The following is an 18,468-nucleotide window of genomic DNA, read 5'->3' as shown; positions in this document are numbered from 1 at the left end:
TGAATTTTATAAGGGGCTGGGTAGGTACTCTTACCAGCAGTACAAATACTGGCCGGTATAAATGTATTCTATTGATGTGCGTCCTTTTTTTGCTTTTTCAATTCCAAGCAGTCGGAATCTTCCTTCGGACGCGAGAAAAAATATAAGGTAACTGAAGTGAGTACGCTAAGTATGATGGCAAGCTCAATTGCGCCCATACCAACAGCAACGCCTATAGATGCCGCCGACCACACACTAGCAGCAGAAGCCGTACCGCGCACTCCGCTTTCGGACTTAAACAAGGCTCCGGCACCTATAAAGCCAATTCCCGTTATTACGCCATAAAGCATTTTGGCCTGCGCGTCATCGCTTTCAAATACGGAGGCAGCCATAAGCACATAGCCACAGCACGCTGTTGCCACAATACTCACTGTGCGCAACCCCAGGCCTAGAGCAACACGCGAGCGCTCTATGGCAATGGGCAGCGACAACAAGCACGCCGTAACCACAACAACGGCATAGAATAGCAACGATTCGCCATCGATGCTAAAAAAATCGGCAATAGAAGGTATTTGATACAAGGGCATATGCGTTTCAGGCTGCACATTTGTTACAACTATCGGGGCGGGTTTACTTATCTCTATCACAACGTACTCCCTGTGTACTAGAAATGGCCTATGCCGATTGCTGCGTATTGCTTGTTGCGGCGGCTCACTCTAGTTGTTTGTTCTATATTTTCTGCTTAATTATTGACGTGGTAAAACTCAAAAAAGCTGAGTGCCATATAGCACTCAGCTTAAGTCTTAATTAATTTGACTATTAAGACTTAACTTTCAGGTTGTTAACAACGCCTTTCACGCCACGTACGTCTTTTGCAATGTACTCAGCAAGAGCGCGTTTGGCACTGCTGTCTACCTTACCTGTTAGCGTTACTTCACCTTCGGCGGTATCTACATCGATTTTCAAACCTTTTATTTCGGGGCTTGATAGCAATTCAGCTTTAACGCCAGCCGTAATGGTGGCATCTTTTAGCGTGCGTGAAATACTGCGCTCGTTGTTTTTTTTATCGTTGATTTTGGCATCCTTGTTTACTTTAAGTTTGTTCTCAACCTCATCGATGCCTTCTACACTTAAGGCTACATACTTAGCGTGATCCTTCACTATGTCGCTAGTCACCTCGCCTTCCAATATGGCCGTACTACCATTTACTTCTAGGTCAATTTCGAAGGGGTTTAACTGTTCGTTCATAATGATGGCAGTTTCCAACTTACCTTCTAACCAGCCATCGCGAAACGCCGATTTAGTATCTTGCCAAGCTTCGCCGGAGTCGTGTTTAAACTCTTTCCAGTATTGCTCTGCTGTTCGGCCTTCGCGATGCTCTTCATGTTGCTTTTCTTGGGTACCAGACCCTGCAAATGCAGAAGCCGCTAAAATAGTAGATAACGCTGTAGCCAAACTTAATTTATTAAAAGCATTTAATGTTTTCATGATTACTCTCCTTTAGGTATCTCTTATAGATATTTCACTTATTGCAACTAATAGTGCAACTAACCTTTAGTGCCTGCAGTTGCTATTAAACGTAACTTATTTTGTAGAAGCTTTATTAAGCTTCGTTAAAACAAGCTTCGTTGCTTGACACATTAGTTATTGCATAGCCTGTGCCAGCTTTTGGGCATTGCTATACGCAATAACTATTGGCAACAACGGCCAAGCCGCCAAACGCCTAGAGAATAAAGAGATAGAGCAGAACAAAGATGATGTAACATTAAAAATCAATATGTGACCGAGTTCATATTTTACTGCGTCGCGCGCTACAGCTTGACTTACTATCGCCCCAGCATTATTTAAACAATGCCTTGCAGAAATGTAATAAGTTCAAAAAACCTAGCAATAATTACACTTTGACCTACGCTGCTATGCCCTGCAAACAGCAATACAATTAAAATTCGCGGTAAATATGCGTAGTAAACGCGTGTTTAGAGACTGGCCCACTTCCTGCAACCGAATAACAGCTTATAAATAACTTTATTATTGCTGTAACGAAAAAATTGGCGCATGTGCCATTTAATTAAAAAAGCACTAAACGGAAGTACATATTATGCTAGACAATACTATGCAAACAATTGGGGAAAAAAATAGAACAGTAAGGATTTTACTCCCTTACCTGGCAATACTTGCCACTTTATACACCATATATTTTGCTAAATTTATTTTATTACCCATTGTAGTAGCCGCTTTTTTTGCGCTGTTTACTAGCCCTTTGGTTGCGCGTTTAGAAAAGCTTTTTCTACCGCGAGCATTGTCTGCCATTATTGTGCTTGTAGGGGTAATAGGCGCACTGAGTTTTGTGGCAATGCTATTTACCAGCCCAGCGCAACAATGGTGGGATAAACTGCCAGAAGTTGCCAACAGTATGTCTTCGTCTATTGGCGAAGCCACGCAATCGCTCAATAAAGCCACAAGTAATGGCGCTGCAGCGAGCAATACCGATATAGCCAAAGCCAGCGAGAATATTCGCAATACAACTTTTTTGGCAATGTTTAAAAGTTTTGCCTCTTCCACGCCCTTGGTGCTTACTCAAATACTGGGTACGATATTTTTAATCTACTTCTTTTTAGTACACGGCCAAGTACTGCTACTTAGGTTCGTGCAGGCTCGTTCTTCGTTTAGCGACAAACGCCAAGCAGTCGAGCTACTCTCTGAAATGCAGCAACAGTTATCCCGCTACGTAACCACCATTACTTGTGTGAATATTGCACTGGGCTTTTGTGTAGGCTGTGCATTTTACATTATGAAAGTAGAAGACCCGTTTCTTTGGGGGGCACTAGCCGGCGCCTTGAATTTTGCGCCATATTTAGGGCCGCTAGTGTCTGCCACCGCATTTGCATTGGTTGCCTATTTGCAATTTAATCAAATTGAAATGGCCCTGCTTATCCCTGGCGTTTATTTATTAATTAATTTAATAGAAAGCCAGTTTGTAACACCTACGCTGTTGGGCTCTACCCTAAATTTGAATCCGCTAGTAGTGTTTGTATGGCTAGTGCTATGGGGCTGGCTGTGGGGCGGTTTTGGTATGCTAGTGGGTGTGCCACTATTAGTGTGTTTAAGCATTTATTTAGAACACACCCGTTTAATAGGCGATTGGCATATTCTAATCAAGCAAGAAAGTTAGGATTAAAATAATTACTAGCTCACAGATAGACAGATAGACAGATAGACAGATAGACAGATAGACAGATAGACAGATAGACAGATAGACAGATAGACAGATAGACAGATAGACAGATAGACAGATAGACAGATAGACAGATAGACAGATAGACAGATAGACAGATAGACAGATAGACAGATAGACAGATAGACAGATAGACAGATAGACAGATAGACAATTATTTTAAATCTAGGTTAGAACTCGGTGCCAACTGCAACTGAAACTAAGTAGTCATCGAGTTGTTCATCTTTTACTAGCGGGGCACTCAAGTTTATATGTATAACTGCGGGGTTACCGGATTTACTGGAATGCAAGCGCAACCCTAACCCCGCACTGGCTAAGTGGTCGGCTTGCTCGCCACTGCCTGTTTGCCAAGCTCGCCCTGCATCCACAAATGCCACTGCCCCTACACGTATTAAATTAAACCAGTGAATATCTGAATAAAACCTGCGCTCTATATTTACAATATAGCGATTATCGCCCCGCTGATAAGACAGTGGATAACCTCGCATGCCTACCTCTTCGCCCAATGTTAGCTCGCGGTATTCGGGTAAGTTATTACCTCTGTCCCAGGAGGCGCGTATTTGCCAACGGTTTTTGCCGTCCACATAATAATGGTATTTACCGCTTAGCCCCCAAATTGAATTTGCAAGGGATTGATCTTCATTGGTGTAAACCAAATCGGTATAAGTATCAAACTTAAAGAGGTGATTCCCCTGCAGGGCTAGCGCATTGCTGTACTGCGCAATTAAGCGCGTCATCGAGTCGGTTTCTGCCCATTCACCTTGCCCTACACGCACAGAAAACTCTTGCCCTATGGCAATATCTTCAGCGCGCTTAATATAGTTTAAATTAGTATAGGTTTTAAATTCATTGGTCTGACGCTGCACTTCAAGCCAGTGGTAAAATTGTTGCTCGGAATCTGGTAATTGTTGGGTTTGCTCTACATTTGAAAATGCATGGTCCACAGCAGTTACACCCACATTTAGGCGATAGGTTCGCTTCGAATTTATGGCTAAAGCACGTCCTAGGTATGCATTTTGGCTTTCTGTTACATGGCTATATGCGTTAAGTAGCGAATCCCCCATTCTTATCTTATCTACTTGCGTAAGTGTTTCTACTTCAAACCCATACGCCCAACGGGTGTTATTGGAATAGTAGGGTTTCTCTAGAATTACGCGATTATTTTCGCCGTCGGATAGGTCTGCGTGGTAGAACTCTGCTAACCAACGCGTATTTAGAAAGTTCTCACTGCGATATTTATAATCCACCTGACTGCGCTCGGCATCAGTTTTATAAATAAGCTCCAGCTCGGCGCCGCTGCCCAGAAAGTTTCCATCACGCAGGCCGAATTCACTGCTGCTCTCTCCGCCTTCATGCCCAGCTGATATTCTCGGCTCTATTGTCCACGCATCACGTACAATTAAATCAAGCGTTACCGAGTCGCCACACTGCTCGGCCAGCTCGAGTTTTACATCCAGTAAATATTCTTTTTTGTATAAACGCCTTAAGCTTTCTTCTATTCTTTCTGGATCTACCTCGTCACCCTCTTTAAAGAGCAATTGCGAGCGAATAGTATTTTCACGTGTATTCACCTGTATTCTATTGGCCAAACGGTAAATCCATTTGTTTTCGGCTGGGTCACTCTCATCAAAAATATTGTTAATGGTTATGTTTATTTTATGTATTTTTTTATTCTTCCATTTACCAAGTGCTTTTTTATTAACACGGGTACCCTCTGCAATGGCTTCTGTATTTTTTATAGGCTGGCAGTTAGATGGCTGCGCTTTCTCTGCTTGAACCGGCGCAGCAGCAACGCTCGCCGCGGCTAATAGGCTAGCGTAAAGTAATTTACGTTTGAATAATAGTTTTTTCACAGCCCAGCCCTTTTAAGTATATTGAAATAAACCATGAGACATGCGCAAAACATGGCTGTCATTGTATTAACGCTCTAGAACCGAATCGGTTTGTTCTTGTTTATTCAAGGGTGTTAAGGGTTCAATGGCTTGAGCTTTGTTGTCTCTATATTCTGTTTCGCTATTCGCTTCATTGCCTTCATTGCCCTCAGTAACAGGCACAAATATTCTTAAGCTTTTCGATTCAAGCTCAAGGGTTATTTGTTGGTCACATTTTGGTTCGCCATCAAGTACATAGTGAATGGCACCAGGGGAAGAAATAGATATTTTTTTGGCGCGCTTGTGAAACACATGTCCATTAAAAGGACGTTCGTAGAGACCAGATAAAGCTAGCGCCCCTAGGGACATCACCTCATCTGCGACTTCCCCTCCCTTAGGCAGCCAAGTAACATCTAAAAAGCCATCGCTGTAGTTTGGGCTACCGTTGCCCTGCGCCAGCAGTGTTGTAACTGGGGCTGCATTGGCTACCACTAAACTTTTTGTAACAATACGCTTCACCGGCTCATCATCAAATTTCACATCTAATTTATATTCGTTGCCATGCTTAAGGGCTCTAAAAAAGCCATCGATGTAGGCTAATTGTCCGAGCTTGCTCTTTCGCTCTGCGCTAGCCTCAGTAATCATTTTTGCTTCTATGCCTATTCCCATAGCCAGTAGCATTCTTTTTTTGTTACATAGCGCTGTATCAATGCGGCGTGGCTCGCCAGATTCAATTGTTTCGCAAGCGCTTTCTACCGGTATTATTTTTGTTTGCCAGCCTATAATGGCGTGGCTAAGGGCATTTGCCGTACCTAAGGGTAATACCCCCATTACGGTGTCTGTATTCGCTAGCACACTTGCTGCTTCGCCAACAGTTCCATCGCCACCACTAATTATTACAAGACCAACCTTGGCTTTAAGCGCTTGCTTAGCCCAGTAATCGGCGCCTAGCTGCTTACTTGTTTCCACCACATGTAGATCAAAGTGATTTTCTAAGCGTGCAATAATATCTTGCTTGTATCTCGGCCACTGTTCGGTACCAGAAACAGGGTTGGCTATTAACCATGCCTGCTCTTTTTTTATAGTGGATTGCTGCAATTCTTCTTTCCATTTATTTAGCGCGCTATGCTGCCTTTTGTTTAAGCGAGCAGTAGCACGTATTGTGCGAATTTCATCTAGCGCTTCTTCTACATCACCCGCTTTTTTAGTCGCTAATAGGTAAGCAGCGACTACAAGTACCGAACGACCTCTGCCTAAAGCACAATGTACTAACACTGAACGCTTGCGCTTAACGTTTTTATCTATCCAACGACATGCTTGAACAAGTTGATGAAGTTTGGGCAAGCCGTGATCCAGCACTGGAATATTTAAATAATCTATATCATGCTCCTGCGCGTAATCACCCAGGCCGTCAAATTCTGCGGTTAAATCTAATACGCTTTGAATTTTTACCGAATGCAAGTTTTCTAGTTCACCTGCGCGCATTCTTGCCCCTAAATACAAATTAGGTTCTATTTTTTGAATAACTGGCACACTATCTTTCGATTTTATATAAATATTGTATAGCGTTACGCCCACTAAATAGGGGGTAAACACCCAACGTACAGAGGCTGGTATTACGCCGTTCTTTTTCTTGCGAAATAGCATTGCCCAATTGTATTTATAGGCCAGAGCCACAGCACCTAGAGCAAGCGCAATCCAAGCTGCTAGTACTAGCAGCAATAAAGGCACACTCTTTAATGCAATAGCGGTAAGTATTATTACGCTTATAAGATGTGTGTATTTATATTTCATGTTTACTCCATTCACCCAATTTAGTGTTAGTGCAGGTATTAGTGCAGGCAATAACTACTTATTAACTATTTACTTATTAACCATCTATTTACTAACTATCTATTTTCAAAAAAGCTATTTCTGCACAAGCTATTCTGCAATTATCAATCCACCTTGCCCTGCCCCCTATTTATAGGCATTGCAAAGCCACAAGAGGCTAAACAACCTTGCTAACTTGCAACTTATTCAATTATTTTTTCCTTTTTACAAAAAATCATGCACAACTAGCGGGTCTATGTTTAATGGGATTTTTGAATGCTTACTCGAATAAATTCAATAGCTTATTAATCACTCAAACTGGCGCTTATATCGATTAAAAAACACTCCACTTCGCTCTAATTAGTGATAAACATCACACAAAGCAGTAACTCAAAAGAAAATACATAGTATTGGCACGACGCCTGCAATGCCCTATGCAAACGCGAAGAAATACATTCTTTAGGCGTTTCAAATTGGTTTATGTATAGGGCCATTTAAATTAGATAGTGTTGATAAAAAGCAACTTAAAACTCGCTTTTATTTACAACACGTAATTTGAGTATTTTTGACACGCACTTTAACGATCAAAAAATTAGGAGTTACACATGAAAAACTTTATTAAACCTTTAGCAATTTCCATTACTTCTCTAGGCTTAGTTTTTACCGGCGCTTCTTATGCTAACGACGTAAACGAAGGCATCTCTCCTTATATTGGTGGCTCTTACGGACGAATAGATGTTAACAACGATGACTTTGGTGATGACGACGATGCTGCTTACTCAATTTATAGCGGCGTAAAGATCGGGCCTATTTTTGCGGCTCAACTTGGCTATGTAGATTTTGGTGGAACTAACAACGACTTTTTCTCGACCAATACAACTGGCATAGAGCTTTCTGGCTTAGCGTATGTGCTAAACACCGAAATGGTGGATGTATATTTGCGCGGCGGCCTATTGTTTTGGGATGCAGAACTAAACAGCGATTCGTTTAATACCGATAACGACGGCAACGAGCTCTTCTGGGGTGTAGGGTCGGATATCAACCTTACCGAGAACCTTTCATTGCGCCTAGAGTATGCCCGCTATAATGTGGAGTACGAAGATGACGAGTTTGGACCATTGGCAGACGGTACCGAGTACGACCTTAACCACTTGAATGCCGGTATTAATTTCTCCTTCTAAACTACTCAGTAATTTATGCAATTGCTCAAAAGGCCTTTGCATTTAAGTTAACACCGTAGCCTGCCGTACTTTGTGTGCGGCAGGCCTTTTAATGGCTATATTTTAAACGCTTACAACACAACTGTTTATTAGTTACAAAATTTTACAGACTTACCTTAGGCATAAGCGCTAAAGTATGTCGCCTGCTATATAATTCAGCCTTAATCTAAAATTCACCCTAATATAAGTAGCGTTGCGCATTATGATTAAATATTTAGCTTCAATTAGCCTATTCCCCAAATATAAAACCACTATCGCCCGCAACGGCAAACTCGCTTGCGCCTCTGCTTTACTTAGCCTATGCGCTCTGCAGGCTCAGGCAACAACGGTGCAGTTTCAAACTTCACTGGGTGATTTTGAAGTAAACCTCTACGATGAACACACGCCAATTACCGTAGAGAATTTTTTGGCCTATGTTAACGCCGGTAGCTATACCGACTCGATTATTCACCGCTCTGTAGATAACTTTATAGTACAGGGTGGTGGCTACACTTGGGAACAGGACGAGAACCCAGCGCGCATTGAAACAAACCCCGCCATATTAAACGAACCTGTTTACTCTAACGTAGCAGGCACTATAGCTATGGCTAAAACTGGCAACAATGTTAATAGCGCTACCAGCCAGTGGTTTTTTAACCTTAAAGATAATGGCGCAAATTTAGATATTCAGAATGGCGGCTTTACGGTATTTGGCCACACCGATGCAGCAGGCCTTGCTATTTTAGAAAGCATCAGTGATTTACCCGTGTACTCCTTCCAAAATTCATTCGAAAGCATGCCACTAATGGACTACACCACCGACGACGCTAACAATCAGGTGCCGGTAGAGTATGAACACGCAGTGAAAATTTACGCCATTACCATATTGGATGCGACGGTAGACACGCTAGGCAATGAAACACCCGTAGAGAACGACCGAATAGACAGCTATGAGCCACCTTCCAATTCTAATGGTGGTAGTGGCGGTGGTTCGCTCACTTTACTTGGCTTACTTGGCCTTACTTGTTTAGGTTTGGTACGCAGAAAGAGAACACCACGCTAGCATAGAATACTCAGCGACCATCCAATACTTAGGCGTGGTCGCTTTGCTTTTATAGTTCGGCAAATGCGCATGGTTAACTAGCAGGTTTATTAATTTTGCCAACCGAGGGTAAACGTTATTATATTTTGATTGTAACTATAGCTTTCTATTGCAGAGTTATTATTACTAGAGCGTAAATCCACGTTTATATCCCAGTGTTCAGAAAGCGTTCTATTCAACTCAAGGCCTACAACTTTTTTGTCGTCGATGCGTAATGTTTGAGTATCATCGCTAAAAATATGCGGGTCTTTGTATTGGCTTTTTCTTAGTTCTATAAACGGTTTAATATTCCACTGCTTATGGGTGTAATCCCAGCTTGCCGCCCATAAATGGCGGGTTGCGGAATAGCTGCTAAAAGTAGTGAAGCCAGCATCGGTTTCTGCACCACCCCCATCATTTTTATTTTCGTTACCCCACTGGTATTTCATTTGCCACCTATGCGGCCCATCGCGTTTAGCCCAATCTAGCTTCAGCCTTAAGCTGTTACCGGCATAGGGTTGGTAAATTTCATCTAACTCGCTTGCCGTTTGATAGCGCAAACCATAACGCAGCGCCGCACCGGGCTGTAATTTCCACTTGCCGCCCAACTCTAAATTTGCAGAGCGCATATACGCTTCGCCGCCTATGGCCACCTGATCTAATCTCAGCCCTGCGTTGAACATATTCATTTCATTTATAGCAAAGTTTTTTCGACCACCGAGAGATAAAACGTCAACATTGTAATCGGCAGTGCTTGTATATTTAGAGGAGTAGAAATTGGCATCTAGTACAAAATTATTGGTGAAGTCAGCAGAGCTATACCAAGCGGTAGATGCAGATAATTCGATAAAAGTATCGTTGCCATAGCGAGTTACTTCATCAACAAATGATACTACATTACTATCTATGCCCACCCCCAGCGACGCGCTAAGAATAGTACTTGCCTGCGAGGCCTGTTGGCTTGAATCCTCTGGGTATTGCGCCGATATTTTTTTATAGTTTGAATACGCAAGCGTTGCCACATATTCGGAATCAGCCAGGCTTGCCAGGGCAAGCAAGCGCTGTAGCGATTCCTCTATACGCCCCATTTTAGCTAAAGTAAGCGCCAAATTTATTTCAACCCACTCGTCTTCTGGGTTGGTAGCGGCAAGATTGACGAATATAGCGTGAGCCTTGCTCCACTGCTTTAATTTGAAATAGCACACCGCCATGGCGTAACTGTTTTCGTAGCTTGCAGCTTGTTTATGTATTGTTTGGTAGTGCTCCAGCGCTTTGGCATAGTTTTGTTTAGCAAATGCCGCTTGTGCGCTTAACGTTAATTGCTGATTGGTATCTGCCCCATAGCTGTTGGCGGCGCAGCATACAGCAATAGCTAAAATGCTCTGCTTTATTATTTTCATCATTTTATTGTTTTCTAGCTATAACGAAAAAAAGCGCAGGCTCGTTAACCAAGCCTGCGCACAACCTCAAAACTTATTGTTTGGGGCGATTATTTCTCACCCCTTTCGCCTCGGCGCGCCCTTCTTTCTTCGCGGCGCTGATCGCGACGGTCGCGAACTTCTTCTCTGCGCTCTTGAATAATGGCGGCAAGGTCTTCGTGGCTGTCTATATAAGCTTTAATCTCTTCGCGCGTTGCGGCGCGCTCTTCACGCAGTTCAGCAATACGCGCAGCCAGCGCTTCTTCATCACCGCTTTCTTTTAGCGCTTTTAACTCTTCACGTACTGCTGCGCGCCGAGCTTTTAGGGCATCTAGCTCTTCTTGAGTAATATCGCCTTGCTCTAGCATGTATTCCGCAACAATATTTTTTATACCGTTATTGCGGTGCTCGCGCGCATGCTTGGCTACATCCATTGTTACGTCATCAACTTCCACATCTACGTCTGTTTGTGCAAAAGCGGGTACACTCAACACCATAAAAAGGGGTAAACCTATTAATAACTTCTTCATCTTTACTCTCTCTGTAGTCGTTAAACTATTATTTTTCGCTGCTTAACCAACTGGGGTACCACTTGGCTCTTCAGCACTTTTTTGAGGTGTTGTTAGATCTATGTCTAACTCAAAGTCCTTTTTGCTATTTTTATACAAAAGCGAAGCACTAAGCTTTAAATCTTCTACGTACATTGCATATGGCTCGGGTACTATGGGCAGCACGAAGCGGTTTTCGCCGGCTTGTAAATCTACAATATATTCCACTTCAGATAAGTGCTCTTCACCTGCTATGGATAGCTCTACAGGCAGCTGAATAACGAGCTGCGCGGCTTCCATTTTTTGTGGCGAGTGAATAATTAAAGTAATTTCTCGGCTGTCGCTAACACTCGGCATGATTGGAATAGAATTCTCAACCAATTGCGGCTTATTATTAAGTACTAAGGTTTGGTATTGATTAAAGCCAATAAAAACTGCCACCGCTAATACCGAGGCTGCAATAAACCCTTTAATAAAGCCGTAGTCGTTAGCGGCAGCAGGCGAACGCTTTTTGCCTTGCTCAACCGCGTTTGCCAATAATTGTGCACTTTTATTTGGCGACAAAGCTGGCGCTTTAACAGCGCACACAGCGTTGAGATACGCTTTGCGCTCTTGCAATAATTGCGCACACGCGCTGCAACCCACCACGTGATCGCGCATAGCAATGTGCGCATCTACACCCAACCCATCGCGAATAAACGCGTTAAGCTGGTTGTCAAAATCATCACAATTTATCATGGTGTGTTTCATCTCTATTTTGCAATTTTTAATTGGCTCTCACACAACGTGAGTTTTACTCTTTGTTATTACTTATAACGTGTTGCAGGCTGAAAAGGTTGCAGTTTAAATTCCTGTTGTAGAATTTTTCGCGCGCGGTGCAAATGGGATTTAAGCGTACCCAAGGGCATTTCTACAATATTAGCCAACTCGACTAGCGTATAGCCTTCCATATCGTGCAGGCTAACAACCATGCGCTGCTCTGGGCTTAGCAGTGTCAAACTTTTTAAAACCTGACTGTGCCAGTAGTGCGCTTCCGGTGTGCCAGCTGCCTGAGGCTCATCGCGTAGATGTAATGCGTCTATGTCTTCTAGCGCGGGGCGAGCTTTTTGTTTGCGATAAGCATCCACAAAACGGTGATACAAGCAGCGCGTTAACCAAGCCAATGGCATAGGCGCAGCCTGCAACGCATCTATTCGCTGGTAGGCCTCTATTAGCACTTCCTGCAATAAGTCCTCGGCTTCACTTTCGTTACCGGCATATTTAAACGCCTGGCGATGCAGCGCCGCCATATAGGGGGCCACTAACGCTTCGAAGTCGCTATTATTGCGGCTTGGGCGCTTAAAAAACGAAAGAATCTTGCTCACACACCACCGGCTTATAAATTATGATTAACCCACACCTTAGCGGCGTAAATTTGGACGTTAACCTATATAACGTAGATAGAGATAAAAAGGTTGCAACAGATTTAACTATTTTTATATTTAATTCTACAAAGCCAACCCATGCCCCAGTTAAGCACTAGACCCTTCACGCTTACCTCTCTGCCACCTAGTACCTGCCACCTAGTACCTCACATCTATATGGCTAGCTACAAATGGGTAATAAAAACAGGGGTTAATAAAAGATATTAATTACTGCCTAACCCCTACCTTATGGGTATACTGCGCGCCTTTTTACGGGTAGACGCTCCCTAAGCCCAGCCCACCACTATTGGAGCCTCAATGCCCGCGCCTTCACTCTATGCAGACTTGTCCTGCTACTACGACCTACTGTGCTCAAGTATTGATTATCACGAACAAAGCGACTTCGCCGTACGCGCGCATCGATTGTTTGGTAGTGGTGGTAATGCCTACTTAGATTTAGGCTGTGGTTCGGGGCCACACTTAGCCCAATTGGCTGTAGCGGGTTATGTGTGTAGCGGCTTAGATTTAAGCCAAGACATGCTCAACCTAGCCGCACTGCGTATTCCACAGGCAGAGTTCTATTGCCAAAATATGAGTGAGATGGCGCTGCCCAAACAATTTGATTTAATTACCTGCTTTTTGTACTCCATTCACTACTGCTACCCGCATGTGCAGTTGCAGCAAACATTGCGCAAAGCCTACGGTGCGCTAAATGCTGGTGGGTTATTTTGTTTTGACGCGGTAGATAAAAATACCATTGCTAATGATGCTGGCCACACCCATCACGTTAATCACAATACAAGTGAACTGCGTTTTCAAAGCCGCTGGCATTACAGTGGCACTGGCGACAAGCTAGACCTGCATATTGCAATAACAGAAACCACTGCAAACAATATTAAGCACTACGATGAAACTCATTCCATGAGTGCAATAACAATTCAAGAGCTAATTTCTTTAGCCCAACAAGAAGGATTTGAAGTAACGGTACTAGAGCGCGACTTTGCTACACTTCAAGCGTGGGACCAAGTTCAAGGAAATGTGCTTTTTTGCTGTGTAAAAAAATAATGTCACACATTTTGGCGCTTAAAACGCTAGCTATCTTTTATTAACAGGCGCACCATTAATTTCTGACAATTGTGATTACAGCCAGAAGGAATTTGCGCTATGTCTAACTTCGAACTCCCCCTCTCCGGTGACATTCACCAATCTATAAACCCCTGGGAATTGTGGATAAAAACACTCAGCGTACAAACCGGTTTTATTAACATTAAAAACGTACACTCCAGCAACCCAGAATTGGAACAAAACATAATCGAAAATGTTGCCAGCTACGGCCAACAGTTAAATCTTGTTCATCAGGCGATGTTAGTTCTAATTAAAAACTTGCCAAGCGAGTTAAATCACGAAGATAAGCAAGCTGTGGCAAACTACACCGCAATGCAGCAACGCATAGAAAAGGCCAAACTTGGCAAAGCAAACAAAGAAGATTTGCTCGATGAGGTGGACAGCGTTATTCGTAAACTAAACAAAATTAAACGCTCCCACCCCGATGAGTACTTGTTAGCCAAGCAAAAATTAACCACCTTAATGCAAAGCGATTAATTTTTACGCGCATATATGTCAGGCTGAGCTAAACAGGATTATTGGGTGCTGAGTTATTCAACACAGAGCCATTTAAGATTTTAATTTCACGCTGCGGAAACGGTATTGCTACACCAACGTTGTTTAACGCTCGTAAAATAGCCAAATTAACGGCGTAAGTGGTTTGATAAAAGCGGTTGGTTTCTACTTTATAGCGGTAGCCAATATTGATACTGCTATCGGCAAAGGCTTCAATACCTATTATTGGTGTCGCATCCTCTGGCACGCCCTCGGTACTTACAATAGCCTCTTTAATTGCTTCAATGGCCTTATCAATATCCGCATCGTAAGCTACCCCCACACTCGCCTCTACCAAAGTGGCTTCGTTAGAGTTATGCAATATTTCGCCAATTATGTGCTTATTGGGGATAGTAATAGTAACGCGGTCTTCGTTCACCAAACGCGTTAACCCCAAGCGCACCTCTGTGACCTGCCCTGTTACACCACACACACTAATGGTGTCGCCAACCACAAATGGTCGACCAATAATAATATTGATACCCGCGCCGTAGTTAGCAACCAACCCCTGCGCAGCTAAAGATAAACCGAACGTTAAAGCACCAATTGCCGCAACAAAGGGGGTAACACTTATGCCTAGCTTACCCAAGGCAACAATACCCACCATTACAATTAAAATGGTTTTAACCGTACTGGCAATAAAGCGGCTTAGGGTTACATCTATATTGCGCTTCTCGCACAGTGCCTGTACGGCATTGGCAACCTTGGCAGCAATAAACCAACCCACCAGCAGAATAATAAGTGCAGCTAATAGCTGAAAACTATAGGTTACAAGGTATTCAATTGCCATTTGATATAGGCCGGTAACCGTCTCTAATTCTTCCTTCATTTGTTAACCTTTTAGCTATAGTTGTAATTACCAATAGGGTACGCAACTACTGCGTAACGCTATGGCACTAAAGTGAAGGTAAATTGAACCACTTTTAACCTGTCACTAAAACCACGTTTTTTGTTTAAATTGGTTTCCCGCTTAACTATTGGCCACTTTATTGACAGCAGTGCCACTTTTATTTGGTGTGAACTTCTGTTTTGTTGGGTTCACTTATCTCATACGGCGTTCTTTTTTACGTTAGGACGTTCTAGTACCTTTAACAGAACGACGGAACACACAGGCGTACCCTATATTCACAGGCCAAACTGGGGGGTTACACGCAACTAAGCCGTAACTGGAATAACAGCTAACAATTTATACCCCGAAGCACATGGCCCCAGCCATTCAGATGAACCATAGATTGACTCTATAGTTGGAGAATAGGTAGCAATTATGCTCAAAAAGATAAACAAGAAAGGTCTTGCTTTAAGCTTAGCAATTGCAGCAATGCTAAGCGGCTGCAACGAAGGCGACAGCAACAAAACCAAACCAAGTGCGGAAACCCTCTCCGCTACTCAAGCCAGTAACACTGTAGCCAACCCCAGCATTTGGCCCAAGGTAACTAGCAAGGTTGCCAAAGACGCCAAAATGGAAGCAGATATAAGCGCAATACTCAGCGGTATGACCCTTGAGCAAAAAGTAGCCCAAATGATCCAACCCGAAATTCGTGCCTTCAGCAAAGAAGACATGAAAAAGTATGGTTTTGGCTCCTACCTTAACGGTGGCGGCGCATTCCCTAACGACAACAAACATTCCACCATGGCCGACTGGGTTGCCCTAGCCGACGACATGTATGAAGCCTCTATAGACGACAGCATAGACGGCAGCACTATTCCAACCATGTGGGGTACCGATGCAGTACACGGCCACAACAACGTGGTTAAAGCGACTATTTTCCCACACAACATTGGCCTTGGCGCCATGCATAACCCCAAGCTCATGCAGCAAATAGGCGCTGCCACGGCTAAAGTGGTACAAGTTACTGGTATCGACTGGGTATTTGCGCCCACTGTTGCGGTAGTGCGCGACGACCGCTGGGGCCGTACTTACGAGGGCTACTCTGAAGACCCCGCCATAGTAAAAGAATACGCTCGCGCCATGGTTATTGGCATGCAGGGCGAAGCCAATAGCGAAGCGTTTATGGGTGACGGCACTGTTATAGCCACCGCCAAACACTTTTTGGGCGATGGCGGCACCGACAAAGGCGACGACCAAGGCAACAACTTATCCACCGAACAAGAATTAATTGATATTCACGCCCAAGGCTATATAAGCGCCATTGAAGAAGGTGTGCAAACTATCATGGCATCTTTCAATAGCTGGAATGGCGAAAAGATGCACGGCAATAAATCTCTGCTTACCGATGTCCTTAAAAAGCAAATGGGCTTTGACGGTTTGGTGGTTGGCGATTGGGATGGCCACGGCCAAGTAAAAGGTTGCTCTAATGCAAGCTGTGCCCAAGCCATCAACGCCGGTGTCGATATCATCATGGTACCCAATGAGTGGAAACCCATGTTCGAAAACACCGTTGCACAAGTTAAAAGCGGCGAAATCTCTGAAGCGCGAATTAACGATGCAGTTACCCGTATTTTACGTGTAAAAATGCGCGCTGGTATTTTCGACGGTGTTAAACCATCGGATCGCGCCTTCGCAGCAGAAGAAAAATACCTAGGCTCTGCCGAAAACCGCGCTATCGCTCGTCAAGCTGTACGCGAATCGTTAGTGTTGCTTAAAAACCAAAACAAACTGCTGCCATTAGACCGCAAAATGAACGTTTTAATGGCGGGTTCTGGCGCAGACAACATCGGCAAGCAAAGTGGTGGTTGGACATTAAGCTGGCAGGGTACTGGCAACGTGAACAGCGACTTCCCTGGCGCAACATCTATTTACGACGGCGTTAACCAAGTAGTGAGCAGCGCTGGCGGTAAAGTAGAGCTAAGCGAAAACGGCAACTACCAAGCCAAACCAGATGTAGCGATTGTAGTATTTGGTGAAAACCCTTACGCAGAAGGCGTAGGCGATATTGAAGGTATTGAATACCAACTAAACAATAAGCGCGATATCAATTTGTTACAAAAACTCAAAGCCGATGGCATTCCTGTTGTATCGGTATTCTTAACCGGTCGTCCACTTTGGGTAAACAAAGAGCTTAATGCCTCCGATGCTTTTGTTGCAGCTTGGCTGCCAGGCTCTGAAGGTGTAGGCGTTTCTGATGTGCTATTCAAAAAAGCCGACGGTAGTATTAACTACGACTTTAAAGGCAAGCTAACTTACTCTTGGCCAAAGTATGATGACCAAGTAGTAATAAACAAAGGCGACAAAGATTACGCCCCGCTTTACCCTTATGGTTACGGCTTAACCTACAGCGATGTTGACACCCAAGGTGACGACTTACCTGAAGAAACCAAAGTTAAAATTGGCCGCGCTGACGACGAGCCAATGGCCATCTTCGACAGCCTACCCCAAAGCGACCTCGGCTTCTTCCTTGGCGACAAAGCCAACTGGGTAGTACCTATTGCAACAAGTGTAGTTACAACGCACAACAGCGATAACCTAACCATGCGCACCTACAACTGGAAAGTACAAGAAGATGCTCGCCAGTTAATTTGGAAAGGCGACAGCAAAGCCAATGCCTTCTTTGCATGGCCAGACCCACACAATATGCAAGGCATGTTAGAACACAAAGCGGCTTACAGCTTTAGCATTAAAGTAGATAAAGCACCCGCTGGCGACCTAACACTAGGCATACACTGCATGGAAGAATGCGGTAAAAAACTTGTGCTTAACGAAGCGCTTAGCAAAATTCCTGCTGGTGAGTGGGGAGAGCTAACAATAGATCTAGCTTGCATAGCAGATGCCGAAGCCTTGGCCGAAGTTCGCTCACCCTTCATGCTAAGCACCGATGCACCCGCATCTATCGTGTTTGGCGATGTGAAGTTAGTACCTGGCGGTGCAGATAGCGCAGCTATTAAGTGTGACTAATAGTTAAGATTAAAGCGTTTTGATAAAGGCCCGGCAGGAAACTGTTGGGCCTTTTTTGTATTTTGCTTTTTATTTTATTGGTTTTGGCTTAAGTTTTTGTTGTGGTTTTAGTTTTGACAGATCAGCTCGGTGATTATTAGAGCTGCGCCTTAAGGCATTACCAAAAACAGAACTACTAGCAGTTAACCCAAATTACAGCCTGAACTAGATTACAACAAATCACAGAATCAAATTAAAACAGAAGCTATTTAAGACAGTAATCAAGTAATGCACCACCAAAAAACAAAAAGCAACAAACAATAAAAAATCCCCAGAACACAATTAAATTAAGTCGCTGTACCCGAGGAAGGTTTTCAAATATTTCATGCACGCCAGCACGCCTTGCGCGTTTAGGAAATAGACAATAGTGG

At 43.7% G+C, this 18,468-nt stretch carries 15 protein-coding genes; 6 read left to right on the top strand and 9 right to left on the bottom strand.

Annotated elements, in window-relative coordinates; genetic code table 11:
- Nucleotides 1-68: 68 nt before the first annotated feature.
- A complete protein-coding gene (locus SDE_RS01370; protein WP_011466747.1) occupies nucleotides 69-626 on the bottom strand; it encodes an MgtC/SapB family protein in 558 nt (185 codons plus the stop codon).
- Nucleotides 627-798: 172 nt separating this feature from the next.
- A complete protein-coding gene (locus SDE_RS01365) occupies nucleotides 799-1,467 on the bottom strand; it encodes a BON domain-containing protein (protein ID WP_011466746.1) in 669 nt (222 codons plus the stop codon).
- A gap of 610 nt (nucleotides 1,468-2,077) precedes the next feature.
- Between SDE_RS01365 and SDE_RS01360 the strand changes: the two genes are divergently transcribed.
- Entirely contained in the window at nucleotides 2,078-3,151 is a 1,074-nt protein-coding gene (locus SDE_RS01360; RefSeq protein WP_011466745.1) for an AI-2E family transporter, read from the top strand.
- A 233-nt stretch (nucleotides 3,152-3,384) separates the two neighbouring features.
- Here the strand turns inward: SDE_RS01360 and SDE_RS01355 are convergent, their stop codons facing one another.
- Nucleotides 3,385-5,067, bottom strand: coding sequence for a hypothetical protein (locus tag SDE_RS01355; protein ID WP_011466744.1), 1,683 nt, complete (start codon nucleotides 5,065-5,067; stop codon nucleotides 3,385-3,387).
- Between the two features lie 66 nt (nucleotides 5,068-5,133).
- Nucleotides 5,134-6,879: a diacylglycerol kinase family protein gene (locus SDE_RS01350; protein WP_011466743.1), complete on the bottom strand. Its 1,746-nt coding sequence runs from the start codon at nucleotides 6,877-6,879 to the stop codon at nucleotides 5,134-5,136.
- Nucleotides 6,880-7,502: 623 nt separating this feature from the next.
- Between SDE_RS01350 and SDE_RS01345 the strand changes: the two genes are divergently transcribed.
- Together SDE_RS01345 and SDE_RS01340 are read left to right on the top strand one after the other, a co-directional pair.
- Entirely contained in the window at nucleotides 7,503-8,078 is a 576-nt protein-coding gene (locus SDE_RS01345; protein ID WP_011466742.1) for an outer membrane beta-barrel protein, read from the top strand.
- 241 nt (nucleotides 8,079-8,319) lie between these two features.
- The gene (locus tag SDE_RS01340) at nucleotides 8,320-9,159 is read left to right on the top strand and encodes a peptidylprolyl isomerase (protein WP_011466741.1); all 840 of its coding nucleotides are present in this window, start codon (nucleotides 8,320-8,322) and stop codon (nucleotides 9,157-9,159) included.
- An 89-nt stretch (nucleotides 9,160-9,248) separates the two neighbouring features.
- Here SDE_RS01340 and SDE_RS01335 read toward each other — a convergent pair whose 3' ends face one another.
- The 4 genes from SDE_RS01335 to SDE_RS01320 all read right to left on the bottom strand — a co-directional run bounded on the left by SDE_RS01335 (nucleotide 9,249) and on the right by SDE_RS01320 (nucleotide 12,507).
- The gene (locus SDE_RS01335; protein WP_011466740.1) at nucleotides 9,249-10,580 is read right to left on the bottom strand and encodes a tetratricopeptide repeat protein; all 1,332 of its coding nucleotides are present in this window, start codon (nucleotides 10,578-10,580) and stop codon (nucleotides 9,249-9,251) included.
- 86 nt (nucleotides 10,581-10,666) lie between these two features.
- A complete protein-coding gene (locus tag SDE_RS01330) occupies nucleotides 10,667-11,125 on the bottom strand; it encodes a hypothetical protein (RefSeq protein WP_041324002.1) in 459 nt (152 codons plus the stop codon).
- Nucleotides 11,126-11,167: 42 nt separating this feature from the next.
- Entirely contained in the window at nucleotides 11,168-11,881 is a 714-nt protein-coding gene (locus SDE_RS01325; RefSeq protein ID WP_041324000.1) for an anti-sigma factor family protein, read from the bottom strand.
- Between the two features lie 68 nt (nucleotides 11,882-11,949).
- Nucleotides 11,950-12,507: an RNA polymerase sigma factor gene (locus SDE_RS01320; RefSeq protein WP_011466737.1), complete on the bottom strand. Its 558-nt coding sequence runs from the start codon at nucleotides 12,505-12,507 to the stop codon at nucleotides 11,950-11,952.
- Nucleotides 12,508-12,864: 357 nt separating this feature from the next.
- Here SDE_RS01320 and SDE_RS01315 point away from each other — a divergent pair, with 357 nt between their 5' ends.
- Nucleotides 12,865-13,611 (top strand): class I SAM-dependent DNA methyltransferase, encoded by a 747-nt coding sequence (locus SDE_RS01315; protein WP_011466736.1) that lies wholly within the window; start codon nucleotides 12,865-12,867, stop codon nucleotides 13,609-13,611.
- Between the two features lie 99 nt (nucleotides 13,612-13,710).
- Nucleotides 13,711-14,148 (top strand): hypothetical protein, encoded by a 438-nt coding sequence (locus SDE_RS01310; protein WP_011466735.1) that lies wholly within the window; start codon nucleotides 13,711-13,713, stop codon nucleotides 14,146-14,148.
- Nucleotides 14,149-14,176: 28 nt separating this feature from the next.
- Here the strand turns inward: SDE_RS01310 and SDE_RS01305 are convergent, their stop codons facing one another.
- Entirely contained in the window at nucleotides 14,177-15,034 is an 858-nt protein-coding gene (locus tag SDE_RS01305; RefSeq protein ID WP_011466734.1) for a mechanosensitive ion channel family protein, read from the bottom strand.
- A 435-nt stretch (nucleotides 15,035-15,469) separates the two neighbouring features.
- Between SDE_RS01305 and SDE_RS01300 the strand changes: the two genes are divergently transcribed.
- Nucleotides 15,470-18,058, top strand: a complete 2,589-nt coding sequence (locus SDE_RS01300) for a glycoside hydrolase family 3 protein (RefSeq protein WP_011466733.1) — start codon at nucleotides 15,470-15,472, stop codon at nucleotides 18,056-18,058.
- Nucleotides 18,059-18,468: the final 410 nt, after the last annotated feature.

The sequence above is a fragment of the Saccharophagus degradans 2-40 genome (assembly GCF_000013665.1).
Lineage (GTDB): Bacteria > Pseudomonadota > Gammaproteobacteria > Pseudomonadales > Cellvibrionaceae > Saccharophagus > Saccharophagus degradans.
Note: the sequence above shows the minus strand (reverse complement) of the source record. Positions and strands in the feature narration are given on the sequence as shown.